Below are 21,540 nucleotides of genomic sequence, written 5' to 3'. Positions count from 1 at the left end.
AAAATACTGTCCTTTTTAAAATAATATACTCAATCATTCATCAATATCCGTTTATAGAGATAACCACATCAAAATAAATATGAGGACATCACGCGTTATAATTAAAAACAGCATTTACACTAAATTTATTATATGATTTTTAATATTGCAGTATAACAGAATATTTGAGAAAATAAGAGCGTTTGATGAAAAAAGGAGGCACAACGATGCAATGGTTTAAAGTTATACTTGCTGGACTTATAGAAATATTATGGGTCACTGGCTTAAACACTGCTGATTCGTTACTTAGTTGGATTGGTACGATCATCATTATTATTATAAGCTTCTTTCTTGTTATTGCTGCGTGTAAATCATTACCCGTCGGCACTGTTTACGCCGTATTCGTAGGTATTGGCGCAGTCGGTACTGTTTTAGTGGATATGTTATTTTTCGGTGATCCTTTTAACTCTATGAAAATTATCTTAATTACACTATTGGTAGTAGGTATTATCGGTCTAAAATTAACTACAGAGGAGGCTGAAAACTAATGGCTTGGTTTATTTTACTCATTGCAGGTCTATTAGAAGTAATCGGTGTAGTCATATTAAATGAAATTACACGCACTAAAAGGAAATCATTAGTCGTCTTATTAGCAATTGCTTTTATCTGTAGTTTTAGCACGCTCAAAGTAGCAATGAATGACATTCCTATGGGAACTGCTTATGCAATTTGGAGTGGCATCGGTACTGGCGGTGGCACACTTGTAGGTATGTTGATATACAATGAATCTAAAAACGCAAAACGTATATTCTTTATTGGCTTGATCATTTTTTCCATAGTGGGCTTAAAGCTCATAAGTTAGAAAAGCAAATAATAAAATATACTTTCTAAATCATGATATATAAAGAAGCAACAAAGAAATCGTTTTCTATAGCTTTTTCGTCATTATATAAAAAGAACACACAAGTATTTCTTTAATAAATATAATAATTTGTTTAGTGCTTTGAAGTTTACTATACTAAATATATAATGGAGGGATTATACATGGTAAAAGTTTATATCGCAGGTCCAGTACCTGAAGTAGGTTTTGACTTGTTAAAAGATCAAGGGTATGAGGTTGAAATGTATGAAGGCGAAGGTATCATTGATAAAGATACTTTAAAGCAAGGGGTTAAAGATGCTGACGCTTTAATTAGTCTGTTGTCTACCAACGTAGATAAAGAAGTAATTGATGCAGGTAGCAATTTAAAAATCGTCGCAAACTATGGTGCAGGTTTTAATAACGTAGATGTAGCCTATGCTCGTCAAAAAGACATTGACGTTACAAACACACCAAAGGCTTCAACAAATTCTACAGCTGAATTAACTTTTGCACTCGTACTTGCAGTTGCAAGACGTATCGCTGAAGGTGATAAATTATGCCGTACAACTGGCTTTGACGGATGGGCACCATTGTTCTTCCGTGGCAGAGAAGTTTCTGGTAAAACGATTGGTATTATTGGCTTAGGTGAAATTGGTGCTGCTGTAGCAAGACGTGCCAAAGCGTTTGATATGAATGTGCTTTATACTGGCCCTAACCAAAAAGTCGATAAAGAACGTGAAATCGGCGCCAAGTATGTAGACTTAGAAACTTTATTAAAAAATGCAGATTTTGTAACAATTAACGCTGCATATAATCCAGATTTACATCATCAAATTGACACTGAACAATTTAAAATGATGAAGTCAACGAGTTATTTAATTAATGCTTCGAGAGGCCCTATCGTTCATGAACAAGCTTTAGTACAAGCATTAAAAGATAAAGAAATTGAAGGCGCTGCTTTAGATGTTTTCGAATTCGAACCAGAAATAAACGACGAATTAAAATCACTAGACAATGTAGTACTCACACCACATATTGGTAATGCGACATATGAATCTCGTGATATGATGTCTAAAATTGTTGCGAATGACACAATTAGTAAGCTAAATGATAAAAAACCTAAGTTTTTAGTAAATTAATGAATTAGTTGCTAAAAGCTTAGTTCTAAATACTTAGTACAAATTAAAGCACCCATCCATTAAAAATATGGATGGGTGCTTTAATTTGAAATATTCCAAGTTTATTTACTTTTGGATTTATATAAAAACTTAGTTTGGTTCGTAACTAACTTATTTGGCAAAGCCTTTGCAATGCCATTTCTTACAGCTACAATCAGTTTATTACTACGTTGTGCGAGTTTACCTATTTTTCTAGAACGTGTAATTACTTTTTTAGTGTGTTTTACACGTAATTTATCATAGCGTTGTAACGCCTCATCAAACGAATATGACTGAAGACAATTTGCTAAGACAATCGCGTCTTCCATTGCTTGTCCAGCGCCTTGTCCCATGTTTGGCGTCGTTGCATGCGCTGCATCACCAAGTAAAATAGCACGTTGATAAACAAATGTTTTCAGCGGTTTTAAATCATAAATATCATTTAATAAAATATCTGTTTCGCTTTCTTTATCTAATACGGTTCTTATTTCATTTGGAAAACGATTAAACCTGGCTTGTAAATGAGGTTTACCATAGGTTTTCATTTTACTATCTTTTTCTTTCGCATTAATAGAAATAAACCAATAGGCTTGATTGTTTAATAAAGGTACAACCCCTACTCTCCCTTTCGGAGACCAATACTCTTTAGCAATTTGAGCATCTTTAATATCCACATCTTCTACCAATCCTCTAAACACTGTATAACCTTGATATTCAGGCTTACTATTAGGTTCAACCGTATTTCTTATCTTAGAATGTACACCATCTGCACCAATACATAAATCAAATGCTTCTTGCTGTTGTGTATTAAAATGTAAAGTCACTTTTAAATCGCCATTATCAATATGAGTTACAAAATGATCTGTATAGATTGCTTCTTCCGGTACATAAGATTGAATCACATCTATTAAATCTTGACGAGACATTGTTAAGTTCACCGTATTCTTTTTTAACTTCACTTTGGATAGCACGTTATTTTTATCATCTCGCACTTCCATTGTATCAATGATTTGACCAACATTTTTAATGCCTTTTGCTAAATCATGCTTTCCTAATTTTTCAATAACGTTACCACCAATGCCGATACCTGCACCTATTTCAGCTACTTCATTGTTTTTTTCAAATACTTTGACATCATGTCCTTGTTCAATTAATAATGCTGCAGTTGTTAATCCACCAATACCCGCGCCAACTATAGCTATTTTCATTTTCAATTCACTCCAAATTTTCCTAGTCTATTCGATATTAACACTTTTATAAAACTTTATATTAATAAGCTCTTTGATATTAGCCTAAGTATTGTCAATAAGTCATCACACAAAAAAGATAACAAACGTATCATGAAAACACCCTGTTATCTTTCGTCATAAATATATTATAACTCAATTTTTACAAATAATAATCCTTATTAATATGATCTTTCTTTATACCCAGTTTATCATAATAAACCTTCATAAATGTGGCGATGTTTTCGTCCCATTCTACATCACTTGCATATTGGTGTTCTCCAGGTGATTTAGGATTCCAACGCATTTGATACAATGATAATTGTTCATTTTCAAAGTAATTACCTCTTATAAATTTAGCTCCACCCATAATTGCGCGTTCTGGTGAAGTCCAAGATTGCTTTTTAGCAAAACTGCTACCTGTGTGTACTGCATTTTCATCAAATGCACCTATACCGTAAAAATTATAGTAATGCTTACCATCATCTTCTATACCTTTAGCCAATTCAGATTTACCATTACCTGTTTCAACAAGCGCATGGCTCACAAGGTACAACACATTAACTTCATATTTGTCTTGTGCTTTTAAAAATGCATCACCTTTATTTTTCAATATCCCTTTATCTTTTAAAATATCATTTACTTCTTTTTCTGACATTGACACTTTTTCAGAAATATCCATATGATTCAAGTTATCTTTGTCATCATTTACATCCATAGCTTTTTTAACATCAGCTTTTGAAGCCTCAACAAATCGACCGTTTTTTTCTGTCATATTTAGAGTGCCTTCACCAAGTTGCTTATCTACCGCTTCATCAAAAGAATGTGACTTTTTATCGTCAAATAGGTGTGTTTCGTTTATAATTAATAAAATCGTAAATACAATGATGATAATGAGCATAATAAATAATGTTAATCTTTTCTTTATAATTTCATTCATTATATAATAACTCCCTAGCTTACACTTATTTAGTTAATGTAACATAAGCAATAATAATAGCAATTAAGACAACTACAAAAGAAATGTTAAGCGCTATCCTCATAGCTTTCTTATCTCTAAACAACATATTGAATATCATTAAACTGATGACTAATGAAACAGCGAACATTGTAATAGCCATTACCATATTCATCATTATTAAAAAAACAACTCCCAAAACTAGAAATACATTTGAGATAACCGCCATGATTTTAATCATTTTCGCGTTGATAAGCCTTCCACTCCTCGCCCTTAAAAATATATAAAATTTAATTCTAATAATAGAAATTGTATCATATTTACCATTGTTTCAATATGTCATTTTTAAAACAATAGGCTGAAGCGCTTGTATAAAAACTGCTTATCTTCATAAATGAAGTAGAAGTTCTTTAAAAGCTTGATATAAGTGCATTTTCAATTCTGTCAACTACTGTCAACATAAAAAATGAGACTGAGACATGTGCTATGTCCCAGCCTCTAACTTTTATTTTAACTATTTATTTATTTATTTATTAGGGAAATCTTATCTTGACATACCTCTAAGCATATTCATCATATATGTCAGACTACGATTCATTTCTTCATCTTTCAACATGCCCATCAAGCCAGTAATCGATGTTTTTTGATTCGGATTGGCCCGATTTGCGACATGTAAGCCTTTGTTCACTTTATTTAGCATCTCAGATAAGTCATTTACATCTAAGTCACCTAATAAAAATACAAGTGAAGCCATATTTGAAATCAAACCTGAATATTGTTCTTTATTTAATTCAACAGAGAACTTATTGGCTATAACGCCTCTACTTTTAATTGCACCAGACATAGCATCTAGCAATTTAGCATCATCTAAAGTGCTAATGATGTTGATTGCTTTTAAAATGCTATCTTTGTTTGCAACAATTGCATCTGTCACTTCAGCTAAATTTTCCTCTTTAATCTCTGCTTCAGTTTTTTGCATGCGTTTAATATTCGTTATTCTTTCAGCCATTATTTATCCACCTGACTTCCTGGGAAAGTATAATCTTTACGTTTCCATTTGTCTTCAACTCGAACGCTGTATTGTGGTTGACGTTGTTTATTTACACGGAAGTTCGTAGGGTTAAGTGGTGATTTTCCTCTTCTTGTCTTCACTTCCATGCGACAGCTTGTACGTTTATAAGATGGAGTATCTGTATCTTTGTCTACATCACTATTTGTTAGTAAGTTAATCGCTCCATGGTCACCATTTTCCATAGCATTATTATTTAATGGGATATAGATTTCTTTACCTTTAACTCTATCCGTCACATGTGCCACAAGTTCTAATTCACCAGTTTCAGAAATTAATTTAATTTCTGCTCCCTCATGAATACCTCTATCCTCAGCTAGTTCAGGAGATACTTCAACAAATGCATTTGGCATTTTGTATTGAAGTCCTGGTACTTTATAAGTCATATTGCCTTCATGGAAATGCTCTAATATACGACCGTTATTTACATGTAAATCATATTCTTCATTTACTTTAAAGAAATTATCAAATGTTAATGGATAGAACTTCGCTTTTCCATCATCAAAATTAAAGCCTTCTAAGAACAGTGTCGGTTGATCTGTACCATCTTCTGCAACTGGCCATTGTAAACTGTTATAACCTTCTAAACGATCATAGTTCACACCTGAATATGATGGCGTTAATCTTGCGATTTCATCCATGATTTGACTTGGATGTGTATAGTTCCAATCATAACCTAACGTTTTGGCTACAGCTTGGATAATCTCCCAGTCTGGTTTAGAGTCACCTTTAGGTTCTAAAGCTTGGTATAAACGTTGGATACGACGCTCTGTATTTGTAAATGTGCCTGTTTTTTCTAATGATGGACTTGCTGGTAACACAACATCTGCGTATGAAGCAGTAAATGTAAAGAACTCATCTTGTACTACTAAGAAGCCAACTTTTTCCAATGCAGCTTGTACATAGTTGATGTTAGAGTCAACGATACCTGTATCTTCACCATATAAATAAAGTGCATCAATTTCTCCTTCATGTATGCCTTCCATCATTTGATGGTTATCTTTACCTACTTTTCTAGGTAATGTTTGACCATATTCGCGTTCGAATTTTGCTCTTATTTCATCGTCAGTAACACTTTGATATCCTGGGAATTTGTCAGGCATACTCCCCATATCACTACAACCTTGTACGTTATTATGACCACGTAAAGGATAAGCGCCTGTGCCTGGTCTTCTATAGTTACCTGTTGCTAATAATAAATTAGATATCGCTGTTGAAGTGTCACTACCAATGTCTTGTTGTGTCACACCCATTGCCCATGCGATTGATACTGATTCAGCATCTACAAGTTGATGTGCAAAGTCTATTAAAGCTTCTTTAGAGATGCCCGTTGTTTCTTCCGCAAAATCCATTGTAAATGGCGCTAATGATTTATGATACGCTTCAAAGCTGTTCACCCATTCGTCGATAAATACTTTATCATGAAGATCGTTATCGATAATGTATTTAGTCACTGCTGACAACCAAACTAAATCAGTACCAGGTTTAGGCTGATAGAAATTATCTGCGCGTTCAGCCATTTCATGTTTACGTATATCAAACACATTTAAAGTATTGTTATATAGCTTATGACCACGTTTAATACGTGAAGCAATAACTGGATGAGCTTCTGCTGTGTTTGTACCAATTAAGACAACCATATCTGCAATTTCAAGATCATCTATTGAACCAGAGTCACCACCATGACCTACCGTTCTAAATAGCCCTTTTGTTGCTGGTGCTTGGCAATAACGTGAACAATTATCTACATTATTTGTGCCAATGACTTGTCTTGCAAGCTTTTGCATAAGATAAGACTCTTCATTTGTTGCTTTTGAAGATGATATAAATGCTAAGCCATCTGAACCATGAGAGGCTTTAACTTTATTAAAGTTATCAGACACAACTTTTAGTGCTTCATCCCATTCAACTTCTTCAAATTGACCATCTTTACGTACTAATGGTTTTGTGAGACGTTCTTCTGAATCAATATAATCCCAACCGAATTTACCTTTAACACACGTTGCAATTTTATTAGCTGGTGATTCTTGTTGAGGTTGAACTTTTATAACTTCTCTATCTTTTGTCCATACATCGAAAGAACAACCAACACCACAGTATGTACATACTGTCTTAGTTTTTTCGATACGCTCTTCACGCATTGCTGCCTCTGAGTCAGAAACTGCAAACAACGGACCATAACCTGGTTCCGCTTTTTTCGTTAAATCAATCATAGCTGCTAATGATCCAGGCTCTAAATCAGTCATATAGCCGGCACTGCCTTCCATATTGACTTCCATCATTGCATTACATGGACAGACTGTTGCACATTGACCACAACCTACACATGATGAATCGTTGATTGAAGTATCATTATCCCAAATCACTCGTGGTTGTTGGCGTTCCCAATCAATTGTAAGTGTTTCATTTACTTGAACGTCTTGACATACTTCTACACAACGACCACATAAAATACATTGATTTGGATCGTAACGATAGAAAGGACCGTAATCTTTTTCGTATGGCTTTTCTTTATATTCATAAGTTTGATGCTCTAAACCCCATTGGTCCATTGTATTATGTATTTCACAGTCGCCATTGTTATAATCACAAACTGTGCAATACAACATATGATTTTCTAAGATCCTGTCTAAAGCTTCTTTTTGACTTGTTTGTACGTTATCATTTTGCGTATTAACAATCATCGGTCTATCAATTGTGGTACCACACGCACGTGCCATTTTACCGTCTATTTCAACAGTACACGTGTCACAAGTTTGTATTGGACCTAGCGATTCGTTATAGCATATTGATGGAATAAATGTATCTTGAGATTTGATGAACTCAAGTAAATTCGTCCCTGGTTCTACAAGATAATCTTTGCCATCTAATGAGACAATCAAATGTTCTTGCATTCTCTTCACCCCTATTATTATTTATGATGCCCGCGTTATATATCTATTAGGTGCTGAATAACATTCCATCTAAAAAGCCCACACTTTTTTAAGATAATGTTATCTATATTGTATATCTATTTCATTTAAATGTTAAGGATTTCCACCTTATTTCACATTTTATTATATTAGATGTACTTTATGGCTCAAAACTTAATATTTATAGAAAGTTATTTTATAATTCTTCTTGACTAATAATCTTTATGTTATTTCATAAATACTGGCATAATAAAAAAACTATAGATTTTAGCATTCGCCAAAATCTATAGTTCATTTAAATTACATTCCTAAGTTATCTTTAATGCTTGCTTCAATTTCACTAAGTGAACTCTCACTTGGTATAAAATAGTACAAGCCATCATCTTGTATGCCACCCTGTCCATCTAACTGGTGTCTATTGACCTGTTCATTCGCATCATTATAATTACTTCTTATTTTGTTTAATTCTCCAACTGTAAGGTCCGTTTTCACATTATCTTCAACATGATTCATTAATGAATTAAAATGTGTAACTGAACTGATACTTGTAAGTTTATTAGCTAAGCCTTGGATAACAAGTTGTTGACGTTCTTGACGACCAAAGTCTCCGCCAGCGCCCTCTTCTTTACGACTTCTAATAAATGCCATCGCTTCTTCTCCATCCATATGGGATTGAACGCCTTCACTAAACTGATAACCATCATATGAGAATGACGCGTTACTCGTTACATTGATACCACCGACAGTATCTATCATATCTTGCATACCGTCCATATCTATTGTTGCGTAGTGATCAATAGGTACATTTAATAAATTCTCTACTGATTTCACTGCCATATCAGGTCCACCATAAGCATATGCATGGTTGATTTTTTCAGTAGTACCTTTACCTACGATTTCCGCTTGTGTATCTCGTGGAATGCTGACAATTTCTGTCGTTTTTTTCTGTGGATTAATCGATAATACCATTACTGTATCACTACGTTGACCGCCACCTTCAGCATCTCTTTTGGCATCAGAATCCACACCAAACAAAGCAACCGTAAATGGATCACCATCATCTAAATTGACGTCTTTATCTCTTAATGAAGATTTATCTCTGTCTAAAGGATTATGAATTGATCCTCCAACAGAAAATATTTTAAATCCTAAATAAATAACTGCTAGTAACGCTAATAAAACTAATATACCAAAGAACCACAATATTAATTTTGTTGGTAAGCCCATTTTTTTATTTTTTTTAGAACGATTCACTCTTATCATTCTCCGTTTCTGTATTCAATTTTCTCTCATTTAGTAATACATTATATATTAATAACTTGGATTTGACATAGTGCTTTAGACCTATCATTTATATAATAAATATTTAATACAGTGATTTCTTATTGTATTTTGTATCCATCTCCAGAATTTAGTATACCTAATACTTCTTCATGACAAGCATTGTTACTAATAATAAATGGACCTGCTTTAGAAAAGTCTAGTTCCATATTATCTAATGTCGTCATTTTAAGTCCCAGTTCACTGGCAAACAAGAATTGCGCTGCGATATCCCAAGGTTTTGGATTTGTGTTAACATGCGCTCCAAATTGTCCTTTGATTACACGGATTGAATCTAAACCACAAGAACCGATAAAACGATGACTAAATGAAGCATCATTTAGTCCATGAATGGTCTCATCATTCATAACTAATGTATTAAATGAAATAATCGCATCTTGTAAATCAATACTTTCGGGTTTTTCTAGTCGCTTACCATTCACATATGCACCATACCCTTTAGCTGCTTTGTACAGTTGGCCATGTGGATAATCATAAATATATGACAGCATTGGTTCACCATCAATAAAATAGCCTAGAATAATACAGTAATCTTCTTGTTGTTTAACTAAATTTGTCGTTCCATCAATGGGATCCATAACCCATACATGTCCTTCTTTAGGATGCACTTCTTCATTCGACTTTTCTTCAGCGAACAACTGATGTTCTGGAAAATTTTGCTTTAAAAATTGTTCGAAGTTATGTTGTATTGATTTATCAACATTTGTCACTAAATCAAACCTATTTTGTTTCGTACTTGTAACCATATCCTCGATTAACTTCGGGATGATTTTATCCAATGTTTCAAGCCAAGACCTCACGGCATCATCGATATAAATTAATTGTTCTTTTTCCATGTATAGGCACCTCTTTAAATTTATAAATTATTATGTTCCTTATTAAGTATGAACTATCTTTAATTTATTATATTTTATCATAGAAATATTAATGAAATATATGATATATCATAACCACTAAAACATTTTGGCACACATATTGTTGCTATGACATAAAAATAAAACCGACCAGCGTAGCTAGTCGGTTAAATAGAAAGGAAAGTAAGTAATAAATATTGAAGATGTTTGATTAGTAACGTGAACGAATTAGATGTTAACAAAACTATATGTAATAGCCTACCCCTTTGTCATCTACTCGCTACCCCCTTGTTACTAATTACATATTAACATAAGTTTTTAACTAATGTAAGCGTTTTCTTTATTTTTTTAAAAAAAAGTTTTTCTAAATGTCGTCATTGTCACTTTTATGATATAATAAATGTAATATGTAATCATTTGGGAGGTGACTTTCTAATGAATAAACGCGAGAGACAAAATAAACTTGTTCTAGCTATTCAAGAGAATAGACAAATTACCGCTTCAGAGTTAGCAAAAAACTTAGACGTGTCAAAACGAACGATTTTAAGAGATATTCAAGATTTAGAAGATCAAGGTGTGAAAATTTTAGCAAAGCACGGTAAACTAGGTGGCTACCAACTTCAAGAAACACCAAATAGTTATGAGATTGAGCTGACTGAGAATCAACTATCCGCTTTGTTCTTAGTGCTTAATGAAAGTCAGTCTTACACTACGTTACCTTATAAAGAAGAAGTTAATGCAATTATTAAAAAATGTTTGAATTTACCTTATACAAAAATGCGACGCGCTTTGAAAAAGCTAGACCGTTATATTAAATTTGATCACCGACAACATACAAATTTACCACCTATATTTTCTGAAGTCCTCATTTATTGTACTGAAAGAAATGTTATGGCAATGGAATACAATAACGGTACAAATATAGGCACTGAAAATGTTATTTTTATTGGATTATTATGTGAAAAAGGTTTGTGGAAAGCAGTCGTCTTTGAAATTGGTTTGGGTAAAACAAATGAGATTCCTATTATTGATATACACGATATCTCATATTCATTTGAAAAGACAATCAAGACTCAAGACATTACTATAAATAATTATCAACAATTTTTAAATCCAACTGAGTCCTAATTGTCTCAGTTGGATTTTTAATTACTTATATTTTTTCGATAAGCAAATAGTTTATTAATTCCTAAAGTCGTTTCTCAAAATTTCTCTCTCCTTTTCACAAGTTTATAATTACCTTCCTATTCTATTCAATATTGTATGTTGATTATTTAAATTCACCCTAAGCACAATGAAATATTTTCAATTTAAATTAAACAGCCTCATCACATTTATGAAAGGAAGTCTTTATGTATAACTTAGAATTCCATCATTTAGAACAACACATCAGTAAATTATTGAACTTACTAGAAATATATAAATTTGCAATCGTCACCAATCATAAAAAGAAAAACGACTACAAACAAAACATTCATGATTATATCGATAAAGAATACGCCGCTCTAAAAAGCGTCTCAAAGCATCATACTTCTCTTATTCACTACAATTACTTTCAATTTCTTTCTGAACAAATTGAACAGCCTATAGATGAACTAACTATAGGTAATACAACGAAATATATAAGTGATATTCAGCAACGTTTATTTCGTATCCACCAATTATTAACCCCTCTTTTGTAACAATATTACACTCTGAAGATTTTTATAAATTAAAATTGTAATAGTTTTTCATGTGTTGTACAATGAAAACGATTACAGCAATATAAGGAGTGATAGCAATGCATGGATTTTCTATATATCTTGGACAGCCCATCGACAAACCATATATCAAACGGATGATTACTTCAGGCTACAGCACCATTTTTACGTCTGTACAAATTCCTGAAGAAAACGAAAGTACTAAATATCGCTATTTGGGAGAACTTTTAGATTATTTATCTAATGATCAGCTTACATATATGATTGATATCAATCCTTTGTTGCTGGATCACAATTTCTATCAATTCTTACATCAATATGAGACAGCAGAATTTATGATTCGTATCGATCATAGTACTTCTTTAAATGTCGTCAACGATATTATCAGTAACGGATTCAAATGTTGTATCAATGCTAGCATCATCTCAGAGCAATTATTGCAACAGCTTTATCATGAACTTAAAGATTTTACTTATCTTTGTTATTGCCACAATTATTATCCAAGACCTGATACCGGTTTGGAGCCGCAATTCGTAGCGTCACAAAACAATTTGATTTTAAAATATAACGCACAAGCAGATATATTTGGTTTCATCACTGGTTCAACATTGCGTGGTCCTCTATATAAAGGTTTGCCAACAATTGAATCCACAAGATATCAGCACCCTATTCAAAGTGCACAGTTACTTAAAGATAACTTAGTAGAACATGTAATGATTGGAGATCCACTCATTGATTCACATGCTGCACAACAACTCATTACTTTTTTACACCACAGACATTTCAACCTAAATATTATGCTTTTAGATGACCAAGTATCATCAATATTATTTAAACCTCATACGGTACGTGCTGATAATCCAGCTCACGTTATTAGATCACAAGAAGCTCGTCTTTATTGTGATACAGAGATTCAACCATTTTCAACAAATGGTCGAAATTTCGGTGCCATAACCGTGGATAATAAACTAAACGGACGTTATCAAGGTGAATTACAAATTATTAAAAATGATTTACCACCGCATAATAACATCAATGTTGTAGGTGAAGTTAAAAAGACCGATTTACCATTAATTCAATGCATGCGCCCTAATGACACATTTGAATTTACGTACAAGAATAAGGAGCTGTAAAAATGAGTAATTTAATAACTGAATCAAGAAATGAAGCTACAATGCACTTAGACGAAATGTCTATTCAACAAGCTTTAGAGACTATGAATGAAGAAGATCAAAAAGTACCTCAACAGATAAAACAAATATTGCCTGACTTAGCTAAAGTCATTGAAGTTACAACGAAGCAATTTAAAAAAGGTGGCCGCATTATCTATATGGGCGCAGGCACGAGTGGAAGACTCGGCGTACTCGATGCAGCAGAATGTGTGCCTACATTTAATACAACACCTGATGAATTCATCGGATTAATAGCCGGTGGACAACCTGCCATGACAGTCGCAGTCGAAGGTGCTGAAGATAGTGAATCACTAGCACATGATGATTTAAAACACATTGATTTAACAGACAACGATGTAGTTATTGGCATTGCGGCCAGTGGAACTACGCCCTACGTCAAAGGTGGTTTAAAATACGCTACAGAGTTAGGTGCCCATACAGTTGCCATTTCTTGCAATGTCGATACAGAAATTAGCAAACTAGCAGAATTCCCTGTAGAAGTTAATGTCGGTCCCGAAGTATTAGCTGGATCTACGAGATTAAAATCAGGAACAGCACAGAAACTAATCCTTAATATGATTTCCACAATCACAATGGTTGGTGTGGGAAAAGTTTATGGCAATCTTATGGTAGATGTAAAAGCCACAAACCATAAATTAGTTGACCGTTCAGTGCGTATTATTCAAGATATTTGTGATATTCCATATAAAGAAGCTCAAAAGCTTTATAATGACGCAGACCAAAACCTTAAACAAGCAGTCGTTATGTACCTATGTGATATTTCAAAAGCTGAAGCAGAAACAAAATTACGTCAAAATGACAATATTATTAAACAAGCAATAAAAAATTAATTTATCCTGATTTAAATAGCAATGTCACGTTGCCACATGAACCATATAACTATGATGCAATAAGGAGGTATATAGGATGACTAAAGAACAAAAACTCGCTGAACATATTATAGACGCTGTTGGTGGCCTTGATAATATGGATAATGTTATTAATTGTATGACCCGTGTCAGAATTAAAGTGATCGATGAAAACAAAGTAGATTATGATAAATTAAAAGCAACTCAAGGTGTTATGGGCGTCGTAAAAGACGAACGCGTGCAAGTGGTAGTTGGTCCAGGTACTGTTAATAAAGTAGCGGATCATATATCTCAATTAAGCGGTGTACGCCTAGGGGAAACAATCCCTCATAACTCAACGAATTATAAAGCTGATGCTGAAGCAAAAGCACAAGAAAATAAAACAGCAATTCAAAGCAAACAAAAGCGTGGCGCCTTTAATAAATTATTAAAAACAATTGCCAATATCTTTATTCCGTTAATCCCAGCCTTTATTGGTGCCGGATTAATTGGTGGTATTGCTGCAGTATTAAGTAACCTTTTAGCTGCTGGCCAAATTTCAGGTGACTGGGTTACACAACTTGTCACAGTGTTCAATGTAATTAAAGATGGTATGTTAGCTTATCTAGCTATCTTCACAGGTATTAATGCAGCCAAAGAATTCGGCGCAACGCCGGGGTTAGGTGGTGTTATTGGTGGTACCACATTACTCACAGGATTAACTGATGAAAATGCGATTACTAATATATTTACAGGCGAACCACTGCAACCTGGTCAAGGTGGTATTATTGGCGTTATTTTTGCAGTATGGCTTCTTAGTATCGTTGAAAAACGATTACATAAAATTGTCCCTAATGTAGTAGATATTATTGTCACACCAACTATTACGTTATTTATCATCGGTTTATTAACTATATTTATCTTTATGCCATTAGCTGGCTTTGTTTCTGACGGTTTAGTATCTGTCATCAATGCTACAATCAGTATCGGTGGCGTTTTTAGTGGCTTTATCATCGGTGCTTTTTTCCTACCGCTAGTTATGTTAGGATTACATCATATATTTACGCCTATTCATATTGAAATGATTAATCAAACGGGTGCAACTTATTTACTTCCTATTGCTGCAATGGCAGGCGCTGGTCAAGTTGGTGCTGCTTTAGCTTTATGGGTAAGATGTAGGAAAAATACAACATTAAGAAATACACTCAAAGGTGCACTACCTGTAGGATTTTTAGGCATCGGAGAACCTTTAATTTATGGTGTCACTTTACCGTTAGGCAAACCATTCTTCACTGCATGTATTGGTGGAGGTATTGGTGGCGCTGTTGTTGGAGGTATTGGTCACATTGGGGCAACTGCAATTGGACCTAGTGGAATCTCATTGTTACCTTTGATTTCAGATCATATGTATTTAGGATATATTGCAGGACTACTCGCTGCGTACGCAGGTGGTTTCGTCTTCACCTATTTCTTAGGTACGACGAAGACTATGAGAGAATCTGATAGCTTAGGTGATTAATTATGACCAACGTACTTTACAAAATTGACAGCAATTATGCTCAGTTAACTAAAAGTGAGAAAAAGATTGCAGATTTTATTTTGAATTCACCACATAAAATCATCAATATGTCAGTACAAGATTTATCTAACGAGATCCATACTAGCACAGCATCCATCGTTAGATTTAGTAAAAAAATTACAGATAAAGGTTTCCAAGAATTAAAAATTGCCATTTCTCGTTATTTACCTGATGATGCAATCCATAATAATCACCTTGAATTGGCGGATAATGAGTCAGTCGATACGCTAAAAACAAAAATGCTATCTCGTGCAACAGACACGATGAACTATGTATCAACGTACATAGATGAATATAGTATTGACAGTATTTGTGAAACAATGAAGCGTTCAAATACAATATTCCTATTTGGTTATGGTGCTTCACTCGTAATCGTTACTGATTTATTTCAAAAATTATCACGCATTGGACTCAATGTCCGTTTGTTACAAGAAACACATTTATTTATGTCAACATTAGCAACACACGATGAAAATGACTGTATTATCTTTGTAACAAATCAAGGTAATCATAGTGAAATGCAATCCATGGCTAAAGTCGCAACAAACTATAACATTCCAATTATTACAATTTCTAGTTCTAATGATAATCCTGTTGCAAAAGTTTCAGACCATACTTTAATATATGGTCAAACGGATGAAAACGAACTACGTATGGCTGCAACAACATCATTATTTGCTCAACTTTTTACAGTAGATATACTTTACTATCGCTATATCGCATTGAATTATCAAAGTGCATTAGACTCTATTACACAGTCTAAAATGGCTTTAGATAATTATCGTAAGCATTTATCTAAAATTCAATTCAAACATTAATCTATATGTTAAGTTGAACTATAAAAAAGCACCTATCGTCAGCAAAATACGCTGTCTTGATAGGTGCTTTTTTGTGAATTAAAATAAGAGACTAGTAAATCGTATAGTAGTTTTTAGTGCCTTATTTTAAGTTATCCTAAGTATTGATATTTTATTTATTTAGCTTCACTTTTTAAGAATTCAAAAATGTTTTTAGCATTATCTGTATTATCTATATTTCCTTGGAATTTATCACTACCAGGGCCATAAGCATATGTGTTCACGTCTTCACCTGTGTGTCCTGTTGTAGTCCAACCTGTATTCGATTTATCATTGATTGGTTTTTGAATTGCGTTTTGTAATTCTTGTAATTGCCCTTCATATGCATCATCATCTTCATTTAATTTTTTCAACTTCTCAGCTTCATCTTTAATTTTATCAATTTGAGATGCCTCTACATCAAATCCATAACCTTCATTAATTACTTTTTCAGCATCTTCGCCTTTGGCAATTTGTTCAGTCATATATGTTCCTGAATGTTTCATATCGTGGATTACTTGAGGGTTCCAAAGGTAATCTTCACCTTTGGCAATTGATAAACCACCTGTTGAGTGATCTGCAGTTGCCACTACAAGTGTATCTTTATGTTCTTTAGCATAGTTCATAGCATAATCAAATGATTTTTCAAAACCTTCCATTTCTGACATTACACCAGTAACATCATTTGGGTGACCTGCTTTATCAATCGAAGCACCTTCCACCATTAAGAAGAACCCTTTATCATTTTGCTGTAATTTATTAACTGCAGTTTCTGTCATATCTAATAATTTAGGATTTTTATCAGGGGCGTCTATTTGTAATGGCATATTTCCATCAGCGAACAAACCTAATACTTGTTTACTTGTTGATTTTTGTAAATCTGTTTTATTATCTACAACGTCATAGCCATCTTTTTTAAATTTATCTGCTAAGTTGCCATTTTCTTCACCGAAATATTTTGCACCACCGCCAAGTAAGACATCTACTGTATGTTCGCCGTTAATTTTATCAATGTAAAATTGTTGTGCAATTTCATCTTTTTTATCGCGTGAGTCTACGTGTGATGCATAGGCTGCAGGTGTTGCATCTGTAATCTCAGCAGTGGAAACTAAGCCTGTAGATTTACCATTTTCTTTTGCTTGTTCTAATACTGTTTTAACATTTTCTTTATTTTCATCTACACCAATTGCCCCATTATATGTTTTATGACCAGAACTAAACGCAGTAGCTGATGCTGCTGAGTCAGTTACATTCTCTTTCGGGTCAGCTGGATTTGTACGTTGATTGCCGACAAGATGTTGATCGAACGCAGTTTTTTCCATTTCTTTTGTTTCAGGATTATCTGCAAAATAACGATACGCTGAATTATAAGATGGTCCCATGCCATCGCCTACTAAAAATATTACATTTTTAGGATTTTCAGTATTTCCCATATACGATACATCAGGTGTGTCATTTGATGCTTTTCCATCACCAGAAGCATATGTTGATTGTACATTTCCTAATGCAGATCCAACAACAATTGCACTAGCTACAGTTACAGTTGCTAACTTATTTAATAGTTTCATAAATTAATAACTCCTTTGATATGTATTATTGTGCTTACATGTTAAGTGTAATACTCTAATTTTGTCTCAATATTTTAATAATGTAAATTTTCTGTAAAACACTAGTTGTGTAAATGCTTTTATACCTATGATTTTGATAGACCCTTTTATAATAAAAAGGTTAGCTATTTTATAACTTTGTAATTTCAGTCATAAAGTAGCCAACCTATATTTAATTCAACCTATATTAAATTTGTTTATCTTTATCTAACTTATGATAGCCTTTTAAGAAATAGAAAATCGCCATAAACGATAAGAATACAATACCAATTACTACAGAAACAACTGTCTCTTTATTGAATAACATTCCAATTAATACTGTAATAAAGAATGCCATTGTAATGTAGTTTGTAAATGCTCCGCCTGGCATTTTAAAGGGATGATCTTTTACTAATTCAGGAGAACGTTTCCTAAATTTCAAATGACTAATTAAAATCATAAACCACGGTACCATACCTGGTAAAATAGATGCACTATATACATAAACAAAGACGCTCTCAGCACCTTCAATAAATAAAGGTAAGATAACATTTAGTAATGCTCCAATTAAAATACCAATAGAAATTGCTATTACTGTCCACACAGGAACACCATTTTTCATAACTTTTGAAAAGAATTTAGGCATTTGTCCTCTTTGAGATAATGTAAATGTCATACGACTCGCACTGAATATTCCAGAGTTACATCCAGACATAGCAGCAGTTAATACTACAAAGTTAATAAAGCCAGCTGCAAACGTAATACCAACTTTTGCAAATGTTCCAACAAATGGACTACCAATGTTACCTAATTGATCCCAAGGGTAAACTGTTACAATTACAAAGATCGCACCAATATAGAAAATCAATATACGCCAAATGACGCCATTAACGGCACTTTTAATATTTTTCTGAGGGTCTTTTGTCTCTCCGGCTGTAATACCGATTAATTCTACACCTTGGTAAGAGCCTATAACAATAGACAGTGCAAAGAAGAATCCAATCCAACCGTTAGGCATGAATCCACCATGTGCCCATAAATTAGATAAACCAAGTGCTTCTCCTCCATTACCTAATCCGAAGAAGATTAATCCAAATCCTGCAATAATCATTAAGATAATTGTTACTACTTTAATCATTGCAAACCAGAATTCAAATTCACCAAAAGCTTTAACTGACACTAGATTAGCACTGGCTAATAATATTACTACCAGTACACCTGGAATCCACTGTGGTAAATCCGGAAACCAATAATTCATATATTCTCCGACGGCTATCACTTCACTCATACCGACGACAATCCACTGGAATATATTACTCCAAGCAGTTAAATAGCCTGCCACTGGATGTATGTAATCACTTGCAAAGTTAGCATAAGAACCTGTGGTAGGATATAAATAAACCATCTCCCCCATAGCTCTCATTACTAGAAATAAAAAGATACCTGCTATTAAATATGCAAATATAACAGAAGGACCTGTCCACTTTATAGTGCTTGTTGCGCCCATAAATAGTCCTACTCCAATTGTCCCGCCAAGTGCAATCATACGCATTTGACGTGCACCTAGCCCCCTATGTAATTCTTTGTTCTCGTTCATAATTCAAACCCCATCTCTTTCGATTGTAAGTACAGATGAAACACTTATTATGTCGCCATTATACTATAAATTCTAAAAATTGGAATAATTATTTTCGATTTATGTAAGGGCTTACATTTCCGTTATTAATTGTATTTTATTTCGTCAAAAATTGCAAAGTAATTTTACAAATTCCAATTTTTTATTTTTCAACTATCATCATGAAATTTATTATGTAGATATTGTGAATTTATTCACAAATATTAATTAGCATAGTATACTTGTCCTAACCTATCGAAAGTGAGGATAAGTAATTGAATGAGAAAAATATTAAATGGGATAAAGTCTTCTATGGTAAGGCGTGGATTAAGCATGTAGTTGAAACGATTAGAACCAAGGACGTACTTCAAAGTTTTTACTTAAAGCGTTATCTATTACGTGCCACGATGGCTGGGTTTATCTTAGGTATCATTACTGTATTCGTGTTGTTAATTAAAGCTAGCCTCGGAGGCGATATGGCCCCTGGTGTGACAAATTTAGTTTCATCCATCGCCTTTAGTTTCGCACTAGTACTAATACTATTCACCAATTCAGAATTATTAACAAGTAATTTTATGTATTTCACTGTTGGATTGTATTATCGTGTTATTAGTCCTATGCGTGTCTTAAAAATTTTCATCTTATGCTTCATTGGGAATATGGCTGGAGGCTTAATATTTTTCACACTCACGCGACTTTCAGATATTATGTCTCCAGAGATGTTCATTCAACTTGAAGTTGCAATTGAACATAAGCTATATGCTGCAGGATTTTTAGCAATTTTAATCAAAGGTATATTCGCTAATTTTTTTATCAATATTTCATTAGTTATCGCCATGCAAATTGATGACATTCTAGCTAAAATGTTTGTCATGATGTTTGGCGTATCCATATTCGCCTTTATGGGTTATGAACATGTCGTTTATAATTCTATATTATTTGCTGGTGGACTCGTTTATCAAAGTGATTTAATGTCAGTGATCCCTACGTTAATTAATTTACTTGGTGCTGCTTTTGGAAACTATATTGGCGGGGGGTTGATTATCGGATTGTTTTACGCCTATTTAAATGATCATCATCAATATGATGGTGAAAGGTTACATTAATTTTGCGACATTCTATATTTCAAACTTTCTATGGTATAATTTTCATTAGATTTTATTACAAAGGAGTTCAACATGAATAAAATTTTACTAAAAAAAACAATTACAGTTTCTCTTATCTTTGGGGTGTTATTTTTCTTATTAAATTATGTTTCTGGTTCAGATAGTTCAATTGGACAATTAATTTTAAAAAGTCTACTTGTAATTGTAGTATTTGCTATATTATATTATGTCTTATTTTCTATTGTTGATTCACCAGAGCGAAAATATAAATTTGGTATCACGATTCCAATCGCATTGTTAATAGCTATTATCATATGTGCTTTAATATCTACTATAAAAGTTGGTATTATTGTCGGTTTAATTCTTGGTATCATCGCTGGTTATGTTTGGGAATATATAGAAAAAAATAAAAATGGTGGTGACAGATCATGAGTATGATTATAGGCGTTATTGTAATCATTTTACTGATTGTAAGTTTGATTCCTAATTTAAAAGCAGTAAAAGCTTCTAAAGAAACTGGTGAAAAAAATACGCGTTTTGCAATCATGGTAGGTATAGATTCAATACTACTCGTCCTCGTTGTAGCAACATTGATTTTCCAACTTTTATAATTAACAATACTTATATTAAATATAAGCTCACATATATAATACAGTTGACTTCGCAACAGTGCTTTATTTGCGTGCTAAAAGGGGCCTCCATATGGAAGCCCCTTTTTTAAATTTAATATCAGGTACAAA

General features: G+C 33.3%; 21 protein-coding genes. 12 read left to right on the top strand and 9 right to left on the bottom strand.

The window, feature by feature from the left end:
• Positions 1–206 precede the first annotated feature (206 nt).
• The 3 genes from SOJ_RS04505 to SOJ_RS04495 all read left to right on the top strand — a co-directional run bounded on the left by SOJ_RS04505 (position 207) and on the right by SOJ_RS04495 (position 1,980).
• Positions 207–527, top strand: a complete 321-nt coding sequence (locus SOJ_RS04505; RefSeq protein WP_002506909.1) for a DMT family transporter — start codon at positions 207–209, stop codon at positions 525–527.
• Positions 527–841, top strand: coding sequence for a DMT family transporter (locus SOJ_RS04500; RefSeq protein WP_002506908.1), 315 nt, complete (start codon positions 527–529; stop codon positions 839–841). Before SOJ_RS04505 ends, SOJ_RS04500 begins: the two co-directional genes overlap by 1 nt.
• A gap of 182 nt (positions 842–1,023) precedes the next feature.
• The gene (locus SOJ_RS04495) at positions 1,024–1,980 is read left to right on the top strand and encodes a 2-hydroxyacid dehydrogenase family protein (protein WP_002506907.1); all 957 of its coding nucleotides are present in this window, start codon (positions 1,024–1,026) and stop codon (positions 1,978–1,980) included.
• A 101-nt stretch (positions 1,981–2,081) separates the two neighbouring features.
• On the opposite strand, the gene SOJ_RS04490 is transcribed toward SOJ_RS04495, so the two are convergent.
• From SOJ_RS04490 to SOJ_RS04460, 7 genes are all read right to left on the bottom strand, one after another.
• Entirely contained in the window at positions 2,082–3,206 is a 1,125-nt protein-coding gene (locus SOJ_RS04490; RefSeq protein ID WP_002506906.1) for an FAD-dependent monooxygenase, read from the bottom strand.
• A gap of 181 nt (positions 3,207–3,387) precedes the next feature.
• Positions 3,388–4,164 carry an N-acetylglucosaminidase gene (locus SOJ_RS04485; RefSeq protein WP_002506905.1) on the bottom strand — a complete coding sequence of 259 codons (777 nt, stop codon included), beginning with the start codon at positions 4,162–4,164 and terminating at the stop codon, positions 3,388–3,390.
• Positions 4,165–4,189: 25 nt separating this feature from the next.
• Positions 4,190–4,423, bottom strand: a complete 234-nt coding sequence (locus tag SOJ_RS04480; RefSeq protein ID WP_002511467.1) for a hypothetical protein — start codon at positions 4,421–4,423, stop codon at positions 4,190–4,192.
• Between the two features lie 303 nt (positions 4,424–4,726).
• Positions 4,727–5,191 (bottom strand): DUF1641 domain-containing protein, encoded by a 465-nt coding sequence (locus tag SOJ_RS04475; protein WP_002506903.1) that lies wholly within the window; start codon positions 5,189–5,191, stop codon positions 4,727–4,729.
• Positions 5,191–8,145, bottom strand: a complete 2,955-nt coding sequence (fdhF, locus tag SOJ_RS04470) for a formate dehydrogenase subunit alpha (protein WP_002506902.1) — start codon at positions 8,143–8,145, stop codon at positions 5,191–5,193. Before fdhF ends, SOJ_RS04475 begins: the two co-directional genes overlap by 1 nt.
• Positions 8,146–8,463: 318 nt before the next feature.
• Positions 8,464–9,417: an LCP family glycopolymer transferase gene (locus tag SOJ_RS04465; RefSeq protein ID WP_002506901.1), complete on the bottom strand. Its 954-nt coding sequence runs from the start codon at positions 9,415–9,417 to the stop codon at positions 8,464–8,466.
• Between the two features lie 128 nt (positions 9,418–9,545).
• Positions 9,546–10,340: an inositol monophosphatase family protein gene (locus SOJ_RS04460; protein ID WP_002506900.1), complete on the bottom strand. Its 795-nt coding sequence runs from the start codon at positions 10,338–10,340 to the stop codon at positions 9,546–9,548.
• A gap of 453 nt (positions 10,341–10,793) precedes the next feature.
• Between SOJ_RS04460 and SOJ_RS04455 the strand changes: the two genes are divergently transcribed.
• The 6 genes from SOJ_RS04455 (at position 10,794) to SOJ_RS04430 (ending at position 16,475) form a co-directional block, all read left to right on the top strand.
• Complete coding sequence (locus SOJ_RS04455; RefSeq protein WP_002506899.1) at positions 10,794–11,486, top strand: helix-turn-helix transcriptional regulator; 693 nt, start codon at positions 10,794–10,796, stop codon at positions 11,484–11,486.
• A 224-nt stretch (positions 11,487–11,710) separates the two neighbouring features.
• Positions 11,711–12,040: a hypothetical protein gene (locus SOJ_RS04450; RefSeq protein WP_002506898.1), complete on the top strand. Its 330-nt coding sequence runs from the start codon at positions 11,711–11,713 to the stop codon at positions 12,038–12,040.
• A 98-nt stretch (positions 12,041–12,138) separates the two neighbouring features.
• Positions 12,139–13,191, top strand: a complete 1,053-nt coding sequence (locus SOJ_RS04445; RefSeq protein ID WP_002506897.1) for a MupG family TIM beta-alpha barrel fold protein — start codon at positions 12,139–12,141, stop codon at positions 13,189–13,191.
• Positions 13,192–13,193: 2 nt separating this feature from the next.
• Entirely contained in the window at positions 13,194–14,081 is an 888-nt protein-coding gene (murQ, locus tag SOJ_RS04440; RefSeq protein ID WP_002506896.1) for an N-acetylmuramic acid 6-phosphate etherase, read from the top strand.
• Between the two features lie 76 nt (positions 14,082–14,157).
• Positions 14,158–15,597, top strand: coding sequence for a PTS transporter subunit EIIC (locus SOJ_RS04435; RefSeq protein WP_002506895.1), 1,440 nt, complete (start codon positions 14,158–14,160; stop codon positions 15,595–15,597).
• Between the two features lie 2 nt (positions 15,598–15,599).
• Entirely contained in the window at positions 15,600–16,475 is an 876-nt protein-coding gene (locus SOJ_RS04430) for a MurR/RpiR family transcriptional regulator (protein ID WP_002506894.1), read from the top strand.
• A 155-nt stretch (positions 16,476–16,630) separates the two neighbouring features.
• Here the strand turns inward: SOJ_RS04430 and SOJ_RS04425 are convergent, their stop codons facing one another.
• Both SOJ_RS04425 and SOJ_RS04420 read right to left on the bottom strand, forming a co-directional pair.
• Positions 16,631–18,061 (bottom strand): alkaline phosphatase, encoded by a 1,431-nt coding sequence (locus SOJ_RS04425; protein WP_002506893.1) that lies wholly within the window; start codon positions 18,059–18,061, stop codon positions 16,631–16,633.
• Between the two features lie 226 nt (positions 18,062–18,287).
• Positions 18,288–19,676 (bottom strand): amino acid permease, encoded by a 1,389-nt coding sequence (locus SOJ_RS04420; protein ID WP_002506892.1) that lies wholly within the window; start codon positions 19,674–19,676, stop codon positions 18,288–18,290.
• A gap of 293 nt (positions 19,677–19,969) precedes the next feature.
• Between SOJ_RS04420 and SOJ_RS04415 the strand changes: the two genes are divergently transcribed.
• The 3 genes from SOJ_RS04415 to SOJ_RS04405 all read left to right on the top strand — a co-directional run bounded on the left by SOJ_RS04415 (position 19,970) and on the right by SOJ_RS04405 (position 21,411).
• Complete coding sequence (locus SOJ_RS04415; protein WP_002506891.1) at positions 19,970–20,800, top strand: formate/nitrite transporter family protein; 831 nt, start codon at positions 19,970–19,972, stop codon at positions 20,798–20,800.
• 72 nt (positions 20,801–20,872) lie between these two features.
• Entirely contained in the window at positions 20,873–21,232 is a 360-nt protein-coding gene (locus tag SOJ_RS04410) for a hypothetical protein (protein WP_002506890.1), read from the top strand.
• Positions 21,229–21,411, top strand: coding sequence for a hypothetical protein (locus tag SOJ_RS04405; RefSeq protein ID WP_002506889.1), 183 nt, complete (start codon positions 21,229–21,231; stop codon positions 21,409–21,411). Before SOJ_RS04410 ends, SOJ_RS04405 begins: the two co-directional genes overlap by 4 nt.
• Positions 21,412–21,540: the final 129 nt, after the last annotated feature.

Origin of the sequence: Staphylococcus sp. OJ82 (assembly GCF_000294465.1) — a bacterium.
Classification (GTDB): Bacteria; Bacillota; Bacilli; order Staphylococcales; family Staphylococcaceae; genus Staphylococcus; species Staphylococcus equorum.
Note: the sequence above shows the minus strand (reverse complement) of the source record. Positions and strands in the feature narration are given on the sequence as shown.